This window comes from Velocimicrobium porci (assembly GCF_009696045.1).
In the GTDB taxonomy this organism is placed as follows: Bacteria; Bacillota; Clostridia; order Lachnospirales; family Lachnospiraceae; genus Velocimicrobium; species Velocimicrobium porci.
Genome location: NZ_VUMT01000006.1, coordinates 124375 through 144413, shown reverse-complemented (window position 1 = coordinate 144413; position 20039 = coordinate 124375). Strand labels below are relative to the sequence as shown.

The window sequence follows — 20039 nt, the reverse complement described above, 5'->3', positions numbered from 1 at the left end:
ATGCTACCTTAATACAACTCTTATTATTTCTGGCTGTTAATTTTTAACATATTGTTAATTCCTTTTTCAGCTGACATTTTTCCAGTAGCGATTGCAACCATGTTATCTTTTAATCCGTTAAATGCTTCTGGAGTCATACGAGAATCAGTTGGTCCAACTGGATTTTTAATTGTTTCTGCGTATTTAGCACCAGATACTTGAAGAGGATTGAAGTCTCCACCTTCTGGAACTGGTACGGAGCAAGCACCATTACCACCCCAGTATGTAAGAATTTGTTTGTCACATGTATTCGCTAATACAAATTCAAGAGCTGCTTTCTTCTTAGCTGGATCTTCCCAAGCTTTCTTTGTGATATAGAATCCTGAAGAATATCCGGAAATAGCTGTTCCTTCTTCCGATTTTGCTCCATCCCATCTTGGGAAAGCACATACTACAGTATTTTCTGTATCAGGAACTCCATTTAAGAACCAGGAACCTTCTAAAATCATAGCTGCTTTTTTGTCTTTAAATGTATTTTGAGCCATTTCATTATCTACAGTTGCAACGTCTTTGGAGAATGCACCTAAATCATATAAATCTTTGATTTTAGATAATCCTTCTACCCAGCTCTTTGGAGCCTTTTCTGGAATTTGAACGAATTCATCTGTTGTAGATGCTGTCATCATCAAGAATTCAATCCAGTAGTTAGGAACGTCGTTCATAGCCAATGCAACTGGAACGATGTCATTTTCTTTAAATGTTTTAACTGCTGTTTCTAACTTATCCCAATCTGTAGGTAATTCAAGATTGTATTTATCAAATAAATCCTTGTTACAGAATAATCCTTCCCAGTAACCTGTAGTAGGAACTGCGTAGTTCTTTCCATCTACTGGAGATTTTGTCTGCTCTAAAGCAACATCAGAAGTATTTTTTGCAATTTCAGGATTTTCAGCCTGCATTTCTTCTAATGTAACAAATTTATCTGCCTTTAAAATGTTTTCAGCACTCTTGTCTGTGAAGTACTGAATAACATCTGGTTCATTGTCCATTGAGAAGTCTGCTTCAATCTGAACTTTCCAATCATTATCAGCTGTTGCTGAATTATCTTCAATTGTAATGTTTGGATGATCCTTCTGAAATTGTTCAACTACTTTATTATAATTGTCTGTATTGGCGTCTTCACCGGCCATCATTGTTACTACATTTAATGTACAAGCCTCATCTTCAGAAGTTTCTTCTGTGCCATCTGTTGTTTCCGTTGTTTCCGTATTCCCCCCATTGTTAGTTGTCTGCTCATCGCTTGAACCACAGCCTGTCATCATGCTCATAGTCAAACCAAAAGCAAGCATAAGTGCAATCGCTTTTTTTGTTTTTCTCATGTCTTTTCCTCCTTAAAAAATAAATATGAAAATTTGTTTATACCATTTTGGAAATCGCATATTGTTTCGTTCTTTTTTATATTTCCTCATCTGGTATATCTATATTATACTTGCAGATTAACCAAATAGCATTAGTCTGTTTTGACATTATTTGTTCATTCTTGCCATATTCGCAAAAAAAAGCAACTTTTTTATAAAATATCACCCTCAAATGGTATTTTTATTGTAGAACACGTTATATTTTCCCCGCATGATTTTATCGTTAATCCGTAATTATCACCATAAATTAGTTTGATTCTTTGATTTACATTGCGAATCCCTAACGAAGTGTGCTGACCACGTCCCTTTTTAATTTCCTGTTCACCATTTAATATACTTGCTATTTTTTCTTCCTTTTCCTTCGTCAGTTTTTTCCCTGTATTTCGAACTTCCATAAAAATATTAGCCTCTTTTTTATAAACCTGAAGCCAAATCGTTCCCCTGTTTTCAGACTCAATTCCATGTAAAACTGCATTTTCCAATAATGGCTGTAAAATAATCTGAGGAACCTGTGTCTGTAAAATAGACTGGTCAATCTCTTTTTCTACTTGAAGCCTCTGTCCGAACCGCATTGATATAATGTAAAGATAAGCGTCGGCACAGCGGATTTCCTCTGCCAGGCTAATCAGACGTTTGCTTTCCCGGTTCATTGTATAGTCTAAAAGAGTGGATAATGCCTCTATCATTTTTGATACACTGACATCTCCTGCCATTCTCGCCTGCCAATTCATCATCTCCAATGTATTATTTAAAAAATGCGGATTAATCTGAGATTGTAATGCAATAATCTGAGCATCCTTTCTTGCGATTTCTTCATTATAAGCATAATTAAATAAATATTTTATTTTGGTGGACATTTCATTAAACGAATCCACTAAATAAATAAATTCCTGATTCGGCATTGTATCTCTATCTCTCGGAATCTGGATTCCCATATTTCCCTCTTTAATCTCTTTAAAAGCTTCTACCATATGTTCAATTGGAAAAGTGAAATTTTTCTTAAACATTAGAATAAAAATTGCCAAAATTGGAATTACTACAATTAACAAACCTTCCACTAAGTTAACTAATGTCTTAAATACAACAAATAATTCCGTACGGTCAATGATTAATATACTGCACAAATTATAATCATCATAGGCTTTTTGATAGACAAATCCCTGGTATTGTTTTTCCCTATCTGTCAGCTGATACTGTTTAATGATATTCCCCTCACGCTTAAAATTATATTTTACAACTTCTAATATTTCTTTTTTCTGCTCACAATCTTTTGTTTCTCTGTCATAGGTAATGTTTTCTTCTCCTTTATTAATGTAGAAAACTAAATCATATTCATCGCTGCTATTCATTCTATTCAATAGCTCCTGAGTATTTAATTTTATTACCATCGTAGCAATTTTTTTATACCCATGAATTGCATAAATATTTCTAAAAATATAAATTTCTTTATCTACCACTTTTACAATCACCCTAGCACTCGGATTAGCCGATACTTCATGAGCCGCTTCTTTTACATTTCCTTGAAAAACTTCCAGTTCACCCGTTGTACATGGATAAATCTGCTCCGGCGATTCAAGCAGATAAAAAAAAGCTTCATCAATTCTCCAATCCTTGTCAAACTTTATATTTATCATTTTCTTTGATTCATCGTAATATTCCCCCCAATCAATTGCTCCATCCATATATTTTTGCCATGGAGTTTCAATCAGCCGGTCATAAAATAAGTTCTTTGTTAAATCGATTACTTCATTTATATTATATGAAAGAGCCATCGTATAAGCTTTTGTTTCTTCCATTCGAATATCTTCGGTCTTTTTAATCATGTCCATTTGATACGTTGACGACATATTCACAAAAATTATCATAATCGGAAGCAGCCAGCAAATACTAATCAGCAAAATTAACTGTTTTTTCAATGAAAATTGCTTCCGATTAAAAATTTTCTTCCATTCATGTACTTTAAATTTTCTTTTGGTGTGCATAAATATCCCTCTCTTTTCCTATTTACTTATTATTAGTCTAACATAATCAGAAAAAAGAAGAAACCAAAAATGTGATATTTTGTCTTAACTTGTTCTCCCTCTTATTCTAATTGATTCTATTTTTCAAAATGGCTATAATATAGAAAAAAAGGAGGGTTTTCATGAATATACGACCAATTAGGAAAGAAGAATTAATTGAAGCCAAACAACTGAGTGCAATCTGTTTTGAATATCCATTTCAGATGAATAAACCAAAAGAAGAATACTTAAATCAGCTTTTAGCTTCTCCTGATCAAAAAGGGGATGCTTATTGGAATATGATATATGGTGCTTTCACAGAACAGAATGAGCTTATGTCTTGTTTAAACGTGATTCCTTATCAATTTTATTTTGATGGAAGCATTATGAATGGAACCGGAATCGGAAATGTAGTTACCTATCCACACCACAGAAAAAAAGGAGCCGTAAAGAAAATTTTCCAAACCATTTTACCTGAAATGTACAAGAATAAGATTGCTTTTTCTTATCTTTATCCATTTAGTGAAAGTTTTTACCGCAAATATGGTTATGAACGTTCTTGTACTTCCATCGGTTGGAATCTGGATTTATCGAAGATTCCATGTTGCTCCTATTCCGGTTCTTTCCACCTGTATTCTTCTCCATCGGAACAGCCAATGTTTGAAGAAACCTATAAAACATTTGCTTCTTCCTTTAATATGATGGTAAATCGTGATAAATATGACTGGACAATACTAAAAGAGGCAAAAGCAGCTTATAATAACACATATGCTTATCTATATAAAAACGACGCAGGCATTCCTTGCGGATATATCATCTTTAAAAAAGATTTTGATAACAATCAGGCAATCTTAAATTGCCGGGAACTTGTATATAACAGCTTTTCAACTTTACAGGCAATCATGAGCTTTCTCAGTACCTACGCAAGTGATTACAAAAGAGTCCATTTTTATGGTCCTTCCACTCATAATCTTCAATCCTTTTGCACTGACTTTGCTCAAAGTTCAAGTTATATGACAATTGGTTCAAATGGTATGATACGTGCAATCCATGTTCCATCTGTTTTGAAACAGGCAAACTATAAAGGCAGTGGTGAAATTACCATTGAACTTTTTGACCAACAGATTATAGAAAATAATGGAGTTTTCCACATCATATTTGAATCTGGAAAAGCAGTTTCCATTGAAAAGACGGAACACGTTTCACCAGACGTTTCATTACCTGTCTCTTTATTTTCTTCTGCTATTGTAGGAAACTACACACCTGAACAGTTATTATTCTGTAATGACCTGACATTACATTGCACTCTTGAAAAACTTTCTTGTGTTTTTTATAAAAAGCCTTGTTGGATTAATAATTATTTTTAGTCCAATTATGGCATCACAAAAAAAGTGCTATTTTTCATTTTCTTATAAAAATAGCACTTTTTTTATTATTTCAATTTTAGAAATTCTTCATACAAATTACAAAGCTGTTTTGCATCTTCAGGATTTGGCATCTCACAGAAAATTCGAAGCAATGGTTCTGTCCCTGAAAACCTTGCAATAATCCATCCGCCATTTTTAAAGTACACTTTACAACCGTCTAAATAAGAAATCTTGTCAATATCAAAATTTAACTCTGGTAATTCTTTATCTAACATTAATATTTGATAAATTTGTTCTTTTTTCTCTTGGTTGAATTTATAATCCCTTTCTTCCATATAAATTGAACCACATTCTGTTTCAATTTCTTTTGCAATTTCCGATAATTTTTTTCCAGTCACTGCAATCATTTCTACTAATAAGGAAGCGGCATAAATCCCATCCTTTCCTTTAATATGTCCACGGACAGTAAGACCACCAGAAGACTCTCCACCGATTACTGCATCCGTTTCCTGCATTTTAGCTGATATATATTTAAAACCGACCGGAACCTCATAACATTTCTCTCCAAATCGTTCTGCTACTTTGTCAAGCATATGAGTTGTTGCAATATTTCTAACAACCGGACCATGCCATCCTTTATATTTCACAAGATAATAATATAATAGAACAAGAATATCGTTTGGATGTAAGAAACGACCGGTATCATCAATTACACCGATTCTGTCGGCATCTCCATCTGTAGCAATTCCTATATCACATCGTTTGTCAATTACATGATTTTGTAATGCTCTTAACGTATGTGCAGACGGTGCTGGTAGTTTCCCACCAAATAAAGTATCATGACGGTCATGAATTGTTTCAACCTCGCAACGGGCTGTCAATAAAATGGTTTTTAAAGAAGTTTCACTTACCCCATACATTGGGTCTAATGCTACTTTTAACCCTCTGTCACGAATTGCCTTCATGTCAACTGCACTAATAATATTATCAAGGTATTCATTTAATGGGTTAATTTCTACGATCATGCCATTTTTCAATGCTTCTTCGTATTCCATTTCTCTTACATCTTCTTTTTTTACATGCGAAATATATTCCTCTAATGCTTTTGTCTGAAATTCATCTGCATCTCTTCCACCTTCTGTAAACACTTTAATCCCATTATAAATTGCAGGATTATGACTTGCTGTCACCATCATACCATATGGGAACTCATGTTTCATTACATAAAACATAATCAATGGAGTAGGAGAAGAACGATTAATTAAATATGTTTTAATTCCTTCTGCTGCAAAGACACGCCCTGCCCATTGCATCGCTTCTTTTGAAAGAAAACGTCTGTCATACCCAATTACCATTCCTTTTTCTTCCACTTCTTCATCTTTCATTTTATTGGAAAGTGCTTTTGCTAATAGCTGTATGTTCTCTTTCGTAAATTCATCACCGATTACTGCTCTCCAGCCACCTGTTCCAAATTGTATCATTCTGGGTTTCCTCCTTTTTGCTTATCCCATCGTTACTTCTACCTGATTTACACTTCCTGCTGCCATAACAGGGATTTCTTTTACAGGCGTATCATTTAAGAAAATATCCTTTACTCCCTTCATCACGCCATTTGGATTCGAAACATGAATCATGTATTTTGCACCTCGCCATTCTCGTTCCACAGAAAATTCTTTCCAGTCCGAAGGGATACATGGATCAATTTCTAAATAGTCAAGCTGTGGTCGTATTCCAAGCATATAGCGTGTTGCCGAAAAATATGCCCAGCCACCTGTTCCGGTCATAAATGGATGTCTTGCACGTCCAAATGCGGTATGGTCTTTTCCCATAACAAACTGGCAATAAGAATAAGGCTCAGCCTCTCTGATCTCAATCATGTCATTTTGATAGTATGGACACAAAGCATTGTAAAACTTCATCGCCTTATCTCCTCTGCCAAGCTTACACTCTGCCGCCCATGCCCATGGATTCGGATGACTAAAAATTGCACCATTTTCTTTTACACCAGGGTACACTCTGGTCACAAAACCAATATCATCATCTGGAATTGTATAAGAAGGTCCGTTTAACATAATACCATAAGGTGTAAATAGATAGTTATCAACGGAATCCATCGCTTTCACTCCCTTTTCATAGGAAGCTGCACCCGATAAAACTGCCCAGGCATTTGATTCTAAATGAATCTTTCCTTCTTTATCAGCTTTTGTTCCAATTTTTTTTCCATTTTTCGTTATTCCACGAATGAACCATTCTTCATCCCATAACTCATTGTCACAAACTTCTTTTACATGTTCCTTCATTTTCGTATATTTTTCTACATCCTCTTCTCGTTCCAGATAAGAAGCTAACTGCAAGAAATTATCCAAAGCCCAGTAATGAAGGAATGAAACCATAGCACTTTCTCCACCGCCAAGATTCAGGCAATCATTCCAGTCTGCTCTAAGTCCTTTGCAAACTCCCGTTGCACCAACCATTTCATTTGAGAAATCTAAAATTCGCTTCATATGTTCGTAAACAGTACCTTCCCCTTTATCTGCATAGCGAATTACCTGATCAACAAAATCATACTCTCCTGTTTCTTTTATGTATTCCACGATTGAACTTACAAGCCATAGTGCATCGTCAGAGCAGGCATCTTCTAAACCGTGTATCATATCACTGGCATTAGGAGTTGGTACAACTGTAGGTGACTTAAATGGTTTTACATCTGTATCCTCTTCAAACCATTCTGGTTGAAATAAATGAAGACCATATCCCTTTGAAACAAGTCCCTTCAATAATTCAACAATTCTCTGCTTACATTTTTCTGGATTTGAATGTGGAACAGTCATGGAATCCTGTGCCGTATCTCGATACCCTAGCCCTGTTCTTCCGCCAACTTCAATAAAAGAAGCAAAACGTGAGAACATTATATTGATTTCCGACTGATACAAATTCCATATATTAATCATCGTATTCATACCATCATTTGGAGTCTGAATCTGTAATTTTCCTAACTTCTCATCCCAATATTCTCTCAATTCTTCATAAACAGAGTCCACTTTTTTCATGTCAGAATACTTTTCTCTCATGCATGCACCAGTTTTACGGTCGCCTTCACCAAGCATAAAAATCAATCTTATCTCTTCATTCGGCTGTAACGTTATTTTCTTTTGCAAAGCACCACAATGATTGCCGCCTTTTTCAAAAGAACTACTCAATTCGCCCTTTTCTACTCCAATTGGATTATCTTCTGTATGATATAATCCAATGAACTTATCTCTTAAACAATCATATCCATCCGGTTCAAAATTTGATGTAAAATATTGATAGCCAAACTCTTCATAAAATAAATCATGTTCAATAATTCCATCTTCATAAGAGGAACCTGCTGCATACAAACTCATCTGAAAATTACGATTATCCATGTCAATATGGTGGAAAGAAAATTCACAATAGGAGTACACACTCAAATTACGAACTTTATCATCTTCATTTTTAATCTTAACATCCCAAAGTTCAACAGCATCATTTAGAGGAACGGATAAAGTCTGTTCTGCTTTAATTTTATTATAGTCACAAGAATATTTTGTATAGGAAAGACCATGGCGACACTCATAATTTGCCTCATCAAGAGGTTTCCCAACCGGTTGCCACGAAACGCTCCAATAATCCTTTGTTTCATCATCACGGATATACACATAATGACCCGGTCTGTCCATTGGAACCGCATTTGCACGAAATCTTGTCACCCTATGATATTCCGGTGACTTATAAAACATATATCCTCCTGCTGTATGGTTCACTACTACACACATATCCTTTAAGCCTAAATAATTCGTCCAAGACGTTGGCAAATCTACTCGTTCAATTACATACTCCCTGTTGTCGTTATCAAAATACCCATATTGCATTTATCTTATTACCTCCTATGTCTTCTGTTACTTTCATTATATAGTTACAAGCCATAGAATAATATTGTTAACTATGTTAATATTTGCACAAACTTGCCTTTTCTTTGCATAAACTTGTCATTTATTGAAATAGCATTTACATAGATACTAAAGAATTATATAATAGCAATTGAATAAAATCTCACAAGGAAAAAAACAAAGCAATCATTGAGGAGGATATTATAATGAAACTTATTCAAACAAAAGACTATGATGACATGAGTAGAAAAGCTGCAAATATTATATCAGCACAAGTGATTTTAAAACCGGATTCTGTGCTTGGACTTGCTACAGGCTCTACTCCAATCGGTACATATAAAAAACTAATCGAATGGTATCAAAAAGGCGATCTTGATTTTTCTGACGTTCGCACTGTTAATTTAGACGAATATAAAGGTCTTACAAAAGAAAACGACCAAAGCTATTACTATTTTATGAATGAAAACTTATTCAAACATATTAATATTGATTTAACAAAAACAAATATTCCCGATGGAACAGAAGAAGATGCAAAGAAAGAATGTGACCGATATAATCATGTTATTGAATCAATGGGTGGTATTGATTTGCAGTTATTAGGTCTTGGCAATAATGGGCATATTGGATTTAATGAACCTTGTGATACATTTGATAAATTAACACATTGTGTTACATTAACCCAAAGCACAATTGATGCCAATGCCCGTTTCTTTGAAAAAATAGAAGACGTACCTCGTTATGCTTATACAATGGGAATCGGACAAATTATGAGCGCAAAAAAAGTATTAGTTGTTGTTAACGGTAAAGGAAAAGCAGAAATCCTCAAAAAAGTAATAGAAGGACCAGTTACGCCATTTGTACCAGCTTCTATTTTACAATTTCATCCGGATGTAACAATTGTGGCTGATGAAGAAGCCGCTTCTTTATTAACTTTAGAATAGAATGGTATTAACACTATCAATTCATATATATAAATGGAAGGACTGTATTTCTCATGATAATAAAAAATGGACTTGTATATACAGAACAACACACATTTGAACAAAAAGACATCTTCATTGAAAATGGTCTTTTTGCAAAAGAAACTTCCGATTCTACTGTGATTGATGCCCAGAATCTTTACGTTATTCCAGGTCTGATTGACATTCATTTTCATGGCTGTGTCGGATATGATTTTTGTGATGGTACAACAGAAGCAGTAAAAGCAATGGCAGAATATGAAGCGTCAGAGGGAGTCACTGCCATTTGTCCTGCAACAATGACACTGGGCGATGACAGCCTGACAAAAATATTTGAATGTGCCAATCAATACGAAAGTGAAACCGGTGCTGACTTAGTTGGAATCAATATGGAAGGACCTTATCTTTCCGAAGCCAAAAAAGGTGCTCAAAATGCTTTGTATTTACATAAACCCGAAATCGAACATTTTAGAAAAATGAATCATTTATCGGGAAATAAAATAAAATTGGTATCGATTGCTCCAGAAATAGAAGGTGCAATTGATTTTATAAAAGAAGTAAAAGACGAAGTGACTCTCTCTATCGCACATACCGCCTGCGATTATGACCAGGCTAACGCTGCATTTTTAAATGGTGCCTCTCATGTAACTCATTTATTTAATGCTATGAATCCATTTAATCACCGTGCTCCCGGTGTTGTCGGAGCTGCCTATGACAATCATGCAATGGTAGAATTAATCTGTGACGGTATCCATATTCACCCATCTATGATTCGCTCTGCATTCGGATTATTTACTGAAAAACAAATTATTTTAATTAGTGACAGTATGATGGCAACCGGATTGGAAGACGGCGATTATTCACTTGGCGGTCAGGCAGTTCACGTAAAGGGCTCTTTAGCCACTCTGGCAGACGGAACCATTGCTGGCTCCGCAACCAATCTAATGAACTGCATGAGAAAGGCAATTGAATTCGGTATTCCAGCCCAGCACGCAATCCAATGCGTAACAGAAAATCCTGCAAAAGAAATTGGCATTTACGAACATTATGGAAGTATTACAGAAGGAAAAATCGGAAATGCTGTTTTATTAGATAAAGATTTCAACGTAATTTCTGTTATCTTAAAAGGTAAAAAACTTCGTTAAAATTTATCATTTTTAAATAAAATAGACACTTTATGAATCAAAATCAATAACATTGTATTCATAAAATGTCTATTTTTCTTTTTCTACTCTTCTATAATACCATAAAACATTGAAACTGCTGTCTTTATAATCTCATCTGGGAACTCATATGTTTCTGTATGAAGCTGAGTATAAGTTTCTCCATCTCCAATTCCAAAAAATGCACCTTTTGTATCTTTTAGATAATGCCCAAAATCTTCAGACCAACGGAATGGTTCTTCCGGATATACACTTAAAAGCCCTAATTTATCCGAAACTTTCTTAATTGTTTCTACGCATGTAGAATAATTTCTTGTTTCTGGGAATTCCTCACTGTAAGCAAAAGAATATTCTAATCCGCTTTTTTGTGCATGTTCCTTAACAAACCGTTCCATTTTATCTTGCAATTTTTCTAAATCTTCCTCGTAATGAGCACGAATTGTAAGTAATATTTCTCCTTCACTGGCAGATACTCCAAATGCCTCATCACCAACCAATATCTTAATAACAGTACATAATACCATACCTTTATAATGTTTTTGTTCTAATAGGTCAGGAAGACTTGTAATTAACTCACCAATTACAAAAGCAGGATTAATTCCAGCCTCCGGATAAGCAGCATGGGATGGCTTTCCTGTTAAATGGATAATCATTCCTTTCGATGCACAGGCAAATGTTTCTTCTCTAATCAGCACGCTTCCGACCGGATACCCCGGAATATTATGAAAACCATAGATTTCATCTGTATTTGTATCTTTTAAAGTCTTTTTACACTCTCTTGCACCTTCCCCGGTTTCTTCGCCATGTTGAAATAATAAAATTACATCCCGTTCTGGCTTTTTTTCTTCTAATTCCAGTGCAAGACCTGCTAATACTGTACTATGTCCATCGTGTCCACATCGATGGGCAACGCTTCCATCAGGTGAAGATACTCCATCCATATCAGCGCGGAAGGCAATCCTCGTTTTTTCCTTCGCCTCTTTCCTTCCTTCGTAAATACAATAAAACCATTTTCCCTCTTCCACAATTTTTAGAGAAGTATTGGAGCGAATAAATTTCTTTAAAATTTCCTGGGTTCTTACTTCCTTTCCAGCCCCTTCCGCATGGGCATGAAGCTCTTTTCTCAATTGATACAGCTTTTCTAAATTCTCTTGTGTCATTGTTCCATCCCTTTCCTATGGTAATTCAACTGTCCTCTTTTCTCTACCAATATTATCTTAGAACAAAGAGATGAAAAAATCAATTTTGAATTTTTCTAGTTTACTTTTTTCTTTAATACACCTAACAATATCGCACTGATTATCGTTCCAACTACTAAACTCACGAAATACATCATTGAATTTGTAACAACCGGGAATACAAAAATTCCGCCATGAGGTGCCATAAGTTCACACTGAAATGCCATTGATAATGCTCCTGACACTGCAGAGCCGCCAATCAATGCAGGGATTACATGCAATGGGTCAGCTGCCGCAAATGGTATTGCACCTTCCGAAATAAAAGAAAGTCCCATAACAAAGTTTGTAGGTCCAGATTTTCTCTCCTCTGCCGTAAACTTATCTTTAAATAATAACGTTGCTAAAGCAATTGCACATGGCGGAACCATACCACCTATCATAACAGCAGCCATAACATTGTAATTACCAGAAGCGATTGCTGCAGTTCCAAATACGTATGCCGCCTTATTTACCGGACCGCCAAGGTCAACCGCCATCATTCCGGCTAAAATAAACCCTAATAAAATACTACTCGTTCCACTCATACTGTTTAATCCATTTGTTAAGGCTTGGTTTAATGCACCAATTGGAGGTTCAATTAAAAATTTCATAGAAAGTCCCATGATAAGAACTCCAAAGAATGGATATAACAAAACTGGCTTAATTCCTTCAAGGCTTTCCGGTAATTTGTCAAATGCTTTTTTCAAAAGTACGATAACATAGCCTGCCAAAAATCCGGCAATCAAGGCTCCTAAAAATCCAGATTTTCCCTCAGATGCAATTGCACCGCCAACAATTCCAAGTAAAAGCCCCGGTCTGTCTCCAATACTCATTGCTATAAATCCCGCCAAAATTGGCAACATAAATTGAAACGCTGTACCTCCAATCCCCTTTAGCAATGCAGCTGTAGGTGTAATCGTTCCAAATTGACTTCTAGTTTCTGGATCCAATGAGGCAAGATCAACTGACATACTATCAATTAAAAATGCAAGTGCAATTAAAATACCACCGCCTACTACAAATGGAAGCATATGCGAAACACCACTCATCAAATGTTTATAAATCGTATGTCCGATACTATCCTTATCCGTTCCTGTCGATAAATGAGCCTCTTCCTTTTTCCCATTTTTTGCATGGTATTCCTCAACTTCTCCACTCTCAGCAAGTAAGATTAATTCTTCTGCCTTATGAATACCATCTGATACCTTTCTTTGAATTACCTTTTTTCCATCAAAGCGTTCCATCGGCACATTCGTATCAGCACATACAATAATGCAATCCGCTTCTGCAATTTCTCGATCTGTTACTACATTTTTTACACCACCTGAACCTCTTGTTTCCACCTTAATCGAATGTCCCATACTAACTGCTTTCTTTTCTAATGCTTCCGCTGCCATATATGTATGTGCAATACCGGTAGGGCAAGCAGTCACCGCAAGAATTTTACAATTCCTTTCTTGCTTTTTCTCTTCTTTTCCTTCCTGTTTTTTCATTCGTTCCTTCTCTGTTTTATCAATAATTTGCAAAAATTCATCTGGTGTTTTTGCCTGTTTTAATTGTTTTGTAAATTCTTCGTCCATGAGTAAAACAGATAACCGGCTTAATACATCTAGATGAATATTATCTTCTGTATTTGGTGCTGCAATCAAAAATGCAAGATGAACCGGCTCGCCATCTAGTGAGTCATAATCTACACCTTTAGGAATAACCATAGCAGCAAGTGCCGGTTTTATAACTGCATCACATTTTCCATGAGGAATCGCAATTCCTTCTCCTATTCCGGTTGTTCCTTCTTCTTCCCGCTTTAATACTTGAGCTTTATAAGCTTCTTTGTCCTTTAAGCTTCCTGTCATCTCCATCAAATCAACCAATTGATTAATTGCTTCTGCCTTTGAAGATACGTTGACATTTAAGCGAATCCCATCTCTAACAAGCAAGTCTGTAATTTTCATAGTGCATCCTCCTTCTTCTATAATCGTTTCATGAAAGCTGTTTTAATAAAGATACTACCTCATCTTTTGTTGCTAATTTTTCTGAAAACGCACTGGCGCTCCCAGTTGCAATTCCCATATAAAATGCCTTTTTATAATCGTTTTCTTTTAAATACCCGGTTAAAAATCCGGCTACCATAGAATCTCCGGCCCCAACCGAATTCATAACCGTTCCTTTTGGTGCCAGACTTTCATAAAAAATTCCGTCTTCCGATAATAATACTGCTCCATCACCAGCCATGGAAACAAGAACATTGATGGCTCCCAGTTCCTGTAATTGTTTTGCCATACGTTTTACATCTTCTTTTGTTTTTACTTCCTCATGAAAAATTTCTTCTAGCTCATGATTATTTGGTTTAATTAAAAACGGGTGATACTTTAATACATTTACGAGTAAGTCCTTCGTCGCATCTACTACAATTTTAACCTCCTTTTTCTCCAAATATTTCATAATGTCTTCATAAGAAGAAGCAGGCATAGAAGCTGGAATACTTCCTGCCAAAACAAGAATATCATCGTTATTTAACTTATCTAATTTCTTATAAAGTAAAGAAAGCTCTTCTTTTGATATCTCCGGTCCCCGCCCATTGATTTCCGTTTCTTCTTTTGACCGAAGCTTTATATTAATTCTAGACATTCCATCTTTCGTTTTAATAAAATCCGTAAGACATCCCAATTCTTTTAAAGACCGCTCAATCTCTACTCCGGTAAATCCGGCAATAAAACCAAGTGCCGTGCTTTCCACTCCCAGATTTTTTAGTACTAAGGAAACATTAATTCCTTTTCCGCCCGGATAGATAAGCTCACGTTCTGTTCTGTTTACCATTCCCATACAAAACTCTTTTACTGTAACAATATAGTCTAAGCTTGGATTAAATGTTACGGTGTAAATCATCCTTTTTCACCTCCATGATATTTTCATACTGCTTATATGCCTCATCTTTTAGTTCTGTCGTTAAAATAGTAGCACTCTCAAACGGTGCAAACGTAACTGCTGATGTCTGGTTAAATTTCTTAGAATCTGCCAGTATATAACACTCCATACATTGTTCCATTGATTTCTTCTTTACCATCGCTTCCCGAATATCCGGCGTACTAAATCCATTTTTAATATCAATACCATTCGTACCAAAAAATCCAATTGTAAAATGATACTTTTCCAGTTCGATTACCGTTTCATTTCCAACAATTGCCTCTGTTGCAAGCTTAAATTCTCCACCAACGATATGTGCCTTACAGCCTCGTTCTACTAACTTTTTTGCATGACTGATTGCATTTGTGACATAAACTGCCTGTTTTTCTGTAATATAATCAATCAGCATTTCTGTTGTAGTTCCTGCATCAATATATACAAAATCATTCGGGCGGATTAAAGTTGCTGCATACTTAACAATTTCTTTTTTTTCTTCCTTATTTAACGTTTTTCTAAATGCAATGTCTTCGTCTTTTGTACTATATAAGCCACTTATTGTTGTTGCACCACCATGAACCTTTTTTAATTTTCCCTGACTGTCAAGTAAAGTCAAATCTCTTCGAATGGTAGATTCTGATGAATCTAATAATTTAGTCAATTCCTGCACAGTCACCGTACTTTTTTCTTCTAGTAAATTCATAATTTGGTTTAGTCGTTCTTCAAGCAACATAATTCCACCTCCTTGAACGAATTTAATTGTTTTTGATTGTTTTTTGATTATATCTTTATATTATCACCATTTTCAGTCATTGTAAATCATTTTTAATCAAATTCATTTACAAAAATAAGCGGATATTTTATACATATTGCACAAAATATCCGCTTATTTTTTATTTTACCTATCTTTTTTTATAGTCAGACATAAAATGACCGAAATTGCCGAATTCAATCATATTGATTAAATATCTAATGTAAGCTGGACTTCTTCTTCCGCTTCATTTTTAAAATCCTCTACCTTCTCTGGATTTAAAATCGGAAGATCTTCTAAAGAATGAATTCCAAAATAACGTAAAAATTCTTCGGTCGTTCCAAATAAAATTGGTCGTCCCGGTGCATCCAGACGCCCGACTTCACATGCTAAATTATACTCAACCAATTTGTTTACTGCATGATCGGATTTGACACCACGAATTGCTTCAATTTCTATCTTAGTAATTGGCTGTTTATAAGCAATAATCGAAAGCGTTTCTAACAACACATCCGTAAGTACATGTTTTTTCGGAACATGAGCAATTTTGACAATCGCTTCGTACATTTGAGCTTTTGTGCACATCTGAAATGCACCATCCAACTCAATTATCTGAATTCCTCTTTCCTCTGCTTCATATCGGTCCATCATGTTTCGAATAATTTTTCTTGTTGTATCAACATCATGCTCAACTGCTGCCGCAATCCGTTCTAATTCAACGGCTTCTCCCATTGTAAATAAAATTGCTTCTATCATCGCTTCAACTTTTTTTAGTTGTAATTCCACATTCATTCCCCTATTCCTTTGTTTCCTCATCGATATATGTAATTAAAATATCATCAAAAATATTTTCCTGAAGAATTTTCAACTTTCCCAACTTCATCAATTCTAAAATTCCAAGGAATGTAACAATTACCTCCATTTTAGAACTCTGCTCTTCCAACATTTCACGAAAGCTAAAATTGCGATGCTTTCTCGCAAATTGCTCAATAAATTCCATTTTTTCTTCTTGGTTGACTTCTTCTTTCTCAATTCTGCCAAAATTGCTTCGAATTGGGTCAATTTTATCGACCTGCTTCTTCATAACTGACTTAAAAATGGATTGTAGTTTATTTAATGTTAAATCAGAAAGTAAATCTTCCAAATTAACTTCCTCTTTAAAATTTTTCACCTCTTTGGGAATAGTTGGTTCCTTAAAAATAATCTTTGATGCGTCAATCTGCCTGTCTTTTAATTCATATGACATATATTTATACATCTTATATTCTAACAGTCGTTCCACAAGCTCTTTTCTTGGATCTTCTTCCTCTTCTGGTTCAACCTCTTCTCTTGGCAAAAGCATCTTTGATTTAATATTAACTAAAGTAGCAGCCATAACTAAGAATTCACTCATTACATCCATATCTTTTGTTTCCATTGCCGAGATATATTCCATATATTGTTCTGTAATCATTACAATTGGAATATCGTAAATATTTACTTTATTTTTATCAATTAAGTGTAGCAACAAATCTAATGGTCCCTCAAATACCTCTAACTTAATTGGAATTCCCATTGTCTTCTCTGTCCTCCTAACTTCCCAACAGGTACATTACAGTCTGCACCCCAAATGATTTAATTAATCCTAGCAGGACTACAACAAAATAAATCATCTTAATAATAGAATCACTTTTTAAAATGGAAAAATACATATGATCCGACTTGCCACGTATTATTTGTCCCATGTCCAACACTGCTAATGGAAATAAGTTTGTAACAAACATGCCGGAACTAATAATTGCAATGGATTGAATAAAAAAATAGCAAAAGACAAGTATCGTTCCCTCTAATGTTTCTAAATTCATCCGATTTGTTAATGGCTTCAGTCCGTATTTTGCCAGCAAAATTGATCCAATAAAAATAAAAAACAAACTGCAAAGACCAACTATCCCTGACCGTCTGCTTATCTCTTTTTCCTTTCCCAAATAAATATAAGGCTTTGAAAAACCACAATAAGAAGTAACACAAAAAATTAATCCAACCGGATCAATATAAGAGAAAATATTTTTATTTTTATGATGAATTATCATTTTCGGCAATTCATGGAGTATCATAACAACACAAGAAGCCAGTAAGACTGCCACCAAAGAAAGTAATTGTTCTTTCAAATTTTTCGCCCTTTCTTGCTGTAAATTAATAAATCAGCCAATTTACAAGGCTTTTTCTATTCACCAGTCTATTTTACTAATACTTTCGTTTTTTCGCAAGTTTTTTTTATTTCGTTTTTAATGTTATGCAGGAAAGCTCCGGTCTGTTATGAATACGCAAATGAATCGTATGTGTTCCAAGTCCCCTAGACAAAACCATTTTATGCTCTCCTTTTTCAAACAGACCAAAATCATAAGTCGGAAACAATTGATACGATGGTGCAATAACTCCGCCTAACTTTGGAAGAATCATGATTCCTCCATGGACATGTCCTGACAGTGTAAGATCAGCTCCCCAATCTGCATAACAATCAAAATAAGCCGGGTTATGGGCTAACAAAATCTGATATTTATCCTTTTTCTTCTTACCAATCTGTTTTTCCAAATACGCCTGATTCATATGAAGTCTTTTCCATATTTTCCCATAATAAAAAAAGTCAATTGTAAGTCCTGTTATAAAAATAGACTCATTTCCTCTTTTTAATTCAAATGTCTGATTATCCAAAACAATAATTCCAAGTTCTTTTAAATGTGCAAAATAAGAATGATAAACCGTATCACGAGTTTCCGGATATTGTTGAATTTTTTGCTCGTGATTACCTAGACTATAAAAAACCTTCCATTCTTTTGCCAGCCGTTCCAATAATTCCATTGCAACTTTGGTATCACAATCTTTGCTTCCAACTATCATGTCACCGGTTATCATAATATAATCCGGATTCATGCTATTTATTTTCTCAATTAAATACTGATTTTTTTCTCCATAAAGATTATTATGTAAATCAGTTAGAAATGCTATTTTACATCCATCAAAACTTTTAGGAATTTTTTCAGAATAAATGCTATATGGTTCCAATTTTATTTTTCTCATTGTAGTTCATTACTCCTTACCTTTGTCTTCCTTCATAAAAAATTCTTTTGTTACTCGCATCAGATAATCTTTATATTTTGCTTTTTTTACGTTATTTTTAGCGAAAATAGGAACAATTCCGATTGGTTTTCCTTTCATTTTATACTGGATTTCTCCAATTTTATCTCCTTTTTTCACTGGGGCAACAATCTTCTTTTTTATTACAACATTCTTTTTAATTGATGATTTATCCTCTCCCATAATACAGACATAGGAAAATGGCTTTTCAATGTAAACTTCTGTCATTTCCGTTGTTCCTTTTTCAACTGGAACTGATTTTATTTTCAAAGCGTTCTTTTTCTCTTTATAGAGAGAACAATTTGCAAATCCATAATCTAATAGCTTTGCTGCCTCTGAAAATCTAGTTTTAGGATTCGGTGCTGCCATAATAACAGCAATCATATCCATTCCATTTCTGCTTGCAGTTGCAGACAAACAAAATTTTGCTTTACTTGTACTTCCTGTTTTTAAACCTGTAATTCCATCATATGTCCGAATTAACTTGTTTGTATTTGTCAGACCGAATTCGCTCTCTCCCTTTCTTGTTACATGTGTAATCGTATCCATCCAGACTGTTGCATAATCACTTACTTGTGGAAATCTTGAAATCAGCTCTCTGGACATAATTGCAATATCATGAGCAGTTGAATAATGTCCCGACTCAATATCATCATCTAAACCACAGCAATTCAAAAAATGGGTATGTTTCATTCCCAATTGCTTTGCTTTCTTATTCATTCGCTTTACAAATTCTTCTTCTGAACCCGCTACTTTTTCAGCCATTGCAACGCTCGCATCATTTGCACTTGCTATGCTAATACACTTTAACATTGTATTTACGTCCTGTGTTTCTCCCGGCTCTAAAAATACTTGAGAACCTCCCATGGAAGCAGCATGCTCGCTTACGCTTACTTTATCCTCTAATTTTAACTTTCCCGCCTCAATCGCTTCAAATATTAAAAGCATTGTCATTATCTTTGTCACACTGGCAAGTGGTTTTTCCTTATCGCCTTCTTTATTGTATATAATTTTGCCTGTAGAAGCTTCCATTAACACAGCCGATGGAGATTCAAGCTCAACCTCTCCCTCTGCTCTTACTGTAACCGGATGCATCCCTATGGAAGAAATCGTAAGTACTATTACTAACAAACTGCTTATCTGCCGTTTCGAAAACCATTTTGTCCGTTTCATTTGACTCTCCAGATGAAAGATGTTATTTCTATTATATTATCTTTATTATATACAATATGACAAATGAAATCCATTCTTATTAAATA

At 34.8% G+C, this 20039-nt stretch carries 16 protein-coding genes; 3 read left to right on the top strand and 13 right to left on the bottom strand.

Annotated features, from left to right (window positions below; all coding sequences use genetic code 11):
- Window positions 1-23: 23 nt before the first annotated feature.
- Both FYJ58_RS05860 and FYJ58_RS05855 read right to left on the bottom strand, forming a co-directional pair.
- Entirely contained in the window at window positions 24-1358 is a 1335-nt protein-coding gene (locus tag FYJ58_RS05860; RefSeq protein WP_154518657.1) for an ABC transporter substrate-binding protein, read from the bottom strand.
- Window positions 1359-1549: 191 nt separating this feature from the next.
- Window positions 1550-3379, bottom strand: a complete 1830-nt coding sequence (locus FYJ58_RS05855; RefSeq protein WP_154518654.1) for a sensor histidine kinase — start codon at window positions 3377-3379, stop codon at window positions 1550-1552.
- 161 nt (window positions 3380-3540) lie between these two features.
- Here FYJ58_RS05855 and FYJ58_RS05850 point away from each other — a divergent pair, with 161 nt between their 5' ends.
- On the top strand, window positions 3541-4764 hold the full coding sequence (locus FYJ58_RS05850) for a GNAT family N-acetyltransferase (RefSeq protein WP_154518651.1): 1224 nt from the start codon (window positions 3541-3543) through the stop codon (window positions 4762-4764).
- A gap of 65 nt (window positions 4765-4829) precedes the next feature.
- On the opposite strand, the gene FYJ58_RS05845 is transcribed toward FYJ58_RS05850, so the two are convergent.
- Both FYJ58_RS05845 and FYJ58_RS05840 read right to left on the bottom strand, forming a co-directional pair.
- Window positions 4830-6245: a phosphoglucomutase/phosphomannomutase family protein gene (locus FYJ58_RS05845; RefSeq protein ID WP_154518648.1), complete on the bottom strand. Its 1416-nt coding sequence runs from the start codon at window positions 6243-6245 to the stop codon at window positions 4830-4832.
- A gap of 21 nt (window positions 6246-6266) precedes the next feature.
- Window positions 6267-8657 carry a GH36-type glycosyl hydrolase domain-containing protein gene (locus FYJ58_RS05840; RefSeq protein ID WP_154518645.1) on the bottom strand — a complete coding sequence of 797 codons (2391 nt, stop codon included), beginning with the start codon at window positions 8655-8657 and terminating at the stop codon, window positions 6267-6269.
- 224 nt (window positions 8658-8881) lie between these two features.
- On the opposite strand from FYJ58_RS05840, the gene nagB reads away from it, so the two are divergent.
- Window positions 8882-9616: a glucosamine-6-phosphate deaminase gene (gene nagB / locus FYJ58_RS05835; protein WP_154518642.1), complete on the top strand. Its 735-nt coding sequence runs from the start codon at window positions 8882-8884 to the stop codon at window positions 9614-9616.
- A gap of 53 nt (window positions 9617-9669) precedes the next feature.
- Window positions 9670-10779 (top strand): N-acetylglucosamine-6-phosphate deacetylase, encoded by a 1110-nt coding sequence (nagA, locus tag FYJ58_RS05830; RefSeq protein ID WP_154518639.1) that lies wholly within the window; start codon window positions 9670-9672, stop codon window positions 10777-10779.
- An 83-nt stretch (window positions 10780-10862) separates the two neighbouring features.
- Here the strand turns inward: nagA and FYJ58_RS05825 are convergent, their stop codons facing one another.
- From FYJ58_RS05825 to FYJ58_RS05785, 9 genes are all read right to left on the bottom strand, one after another.
- Window positions 10863-11957, bottom strand: a complete 1095-nt coding sequence (locus tag FYJ58_RS05825; RefSeq protein ID WP_154518636.1) for an amidohydrolase — start codon at window positions 11955-11957, stop codon at window positions 10863-10865.
- 95 nt (window positions 11958-12052) lie between these two features.
- The gene (locus tag FYJ58_RS05820; protein ID WP_154518633.1) at window positions 12053-13966 is read right to left on the bottom strand and encodes a PTS fructose transporter subunit IIABC; all 1914 of its coding nucleotides are present in this window, start codon (window positions 13964-13966) and stop codon (window positions 12053-12055) included.
- A gap of 28 nt (window positions 13967-13994) precedes the next feature.
- A complete protein-coding gene (gene pfkB / locus FYJ58_RS05815) occupies window positions 13995-14900 on the bottom strand; it encodes a 1-phosphofructokinase (protein ID WP_154518630.1) in 906 nt (301 codons plus the stop codon).
- Complete coding sequence (locus tag FYJ58_RS05810) at window positions 14878-15648, bottom strand: DeoR/GlpR family DNA-binding transcription regulator (RefSeq protein WP_154518627.1); 771 nt, start codon at window positions 15646-15648, stop codon at window positions 14878-14880. The genes pfkB and FYJ58_RS05810 overlap by 23 nt, the downstream gene beginning before the upstream one ends.
- Window positions 15649-15876: 228 nt before the next feature.
- Window positions 15877-16422, bottom strand: a complete 546-nt coding sequence (scpB, locus tag FYJ58_RS05805) for an SMC-Scp complex subunit ScpB (RefSeq protein WP_408647369.1) — start codon at window positions 16420-16422, stop codon at window positions 15877-15879.
- 40 nt (window positions 16423-16462) lie between these two features.
- Window positions 16463-17221, bottom strand: a complete 759-nt coding sequence (locus tag FYJ58_RS05800) for a segregation and condensation protein A (protein ID WP_154518621.1) — start codon at window positions 17219-17221, stop codon at window positions 16463-16465.
- 16 nt (window positions 17222-17237) lie between these two features.
- The gene (locus tag FYJ58_RS05795) at window positions 17238-17813 is read right to left on the bottom strand and encodes a hypothetical protein (protein WP_154518618.1); all 576 of its coding nucleotides are present in this window, start codon (window positions 17811-17813) and stop codon (window positions 17238-17240) included.
- Window positions 17814-17919: 106 nt separating this feature from the next.
- Window positions 17920-18723, bottom strand: coding sequence for a metallophosphoesterase (locus FYJ58_RS05790; RefSeq protein ID WP_154518615.1), 804 nt, complete (start codon window positions 18721-18723; stop codon window positions 17920-17922).
- A gap of 9 nt (window positions 18724-18732) precedes the next feature.
- Window positions 18733-19953, bottom strand: a complete 1221-nt coding sequence (locus tag FYJ58_RS05785) for a D-alanyl-D-alanine carboxypeptidase family protein (RefSeq protein ID WP_154518612.1) — start codon at window positions 19951-19953, stop codon at window positions 18733-18735.
- Between the last annotated feature and the right edge of the window lie 86 nt (window positions 19954-20039).

Coding starts and splice junctions, on each gene's coding strand:
- FYJ58_RS05840 (WP_154518645.1), bottom strand. CDS start 8,657: ATGCAATATGGGTATTTTGATAACGACAACAGGGAGTATGTAATTGAA.
- FYJ58_RS05800 (WP_154518621.1), bottom strand. CDS start 17,221: ATGGGAATTCCAATTAAGTTAGAGGTATTTGAGGGACCATTAGATTTG.
- FYJ58_RS05850 (WP_154518651.1), top strand. CDS start 3,541: ATGAATATACGACCAATTAGGAAAGAAGAATTAATTGAAGCCAAACAA.
- FYJ58_RS05825 (WP_154518636.1), bottom strand. CDS start 11,957: ATGACACAAGAGAATTTAGAAAAGCTGTATCAATTGAGAAAAGAGCTT.
- FYJ58_RS05855 (WP_154518654.1), bottom strand. CDS start 3,379: ATGCACACCAAAAGAAAATTTAAAGTACATGAATGGAAGAAAATTTTT.
- FYJ58_RS05810 (WP_154518627.1), bottom strand. CDS start 15,648: ATGTTGCTTGAAGAACGACTAAACCAAATTATGAATTTACTAGAAGAA.
- FYJ58_RS05820 (WP_154518633.1), bottom strand. CDS start 13,966: ATGAAAATTACAGACTTGCTTGTTAGAGATGGGATTCGCTTAAATGTC.
- scpB (WP_408647369.1), bottom strand. CDS start 16,422: ATGATAGAAGCAATTTTATTTACAATGGGAGAAGCCGTTGAATTAGAA.
- FYJ58_RS05790 (WP_154518615.1), bottom strand. CDS start 18,723: ATGAGAAAAATAAAATTGGAACCATATAGCATTTATTCTGAAAAAATT.
- nagB (WP_154518642.1), top strand. CDS start 8,882: ATGAAACTTATTCAAACAAAAGACTATGATGACATGAGTAGAAAAGCT.
- nagA (WP_154518639.1), top strand. CDS start 9,670: ATGATAATAAAAAATGGACTTGTATATACAGAACAACACACATTTGAA.
- FYJ58_RS05785 (WP_154518612.1), bottom strand. CDS start 19,953: ATGAAACGGACAAAATGGTTTTCGAAACGGCAGATAAGCAGTTTGTTA.
- FYJ58_RS05860 (WP_154518657.1), bottom strand. CDS start 1,358: ATGAGAAAAACAAAAAAAGCGATTGCACTTATGCTTGCTTTTGGTTTG.
- pfkB (WP_154518630.1), bottom strand. CDS start 14,900: ATGATTTACACCGTAACATTTAATCCAAGCTTAGACTATATTGTTACA.
- FYJ58_RS05845 (WP_154518648.1), bottom strand. CDS start 6,245: ATGATACAATTTGGAACAGGTGGCTGGAGAGCAGTAATCGGTGATGAA.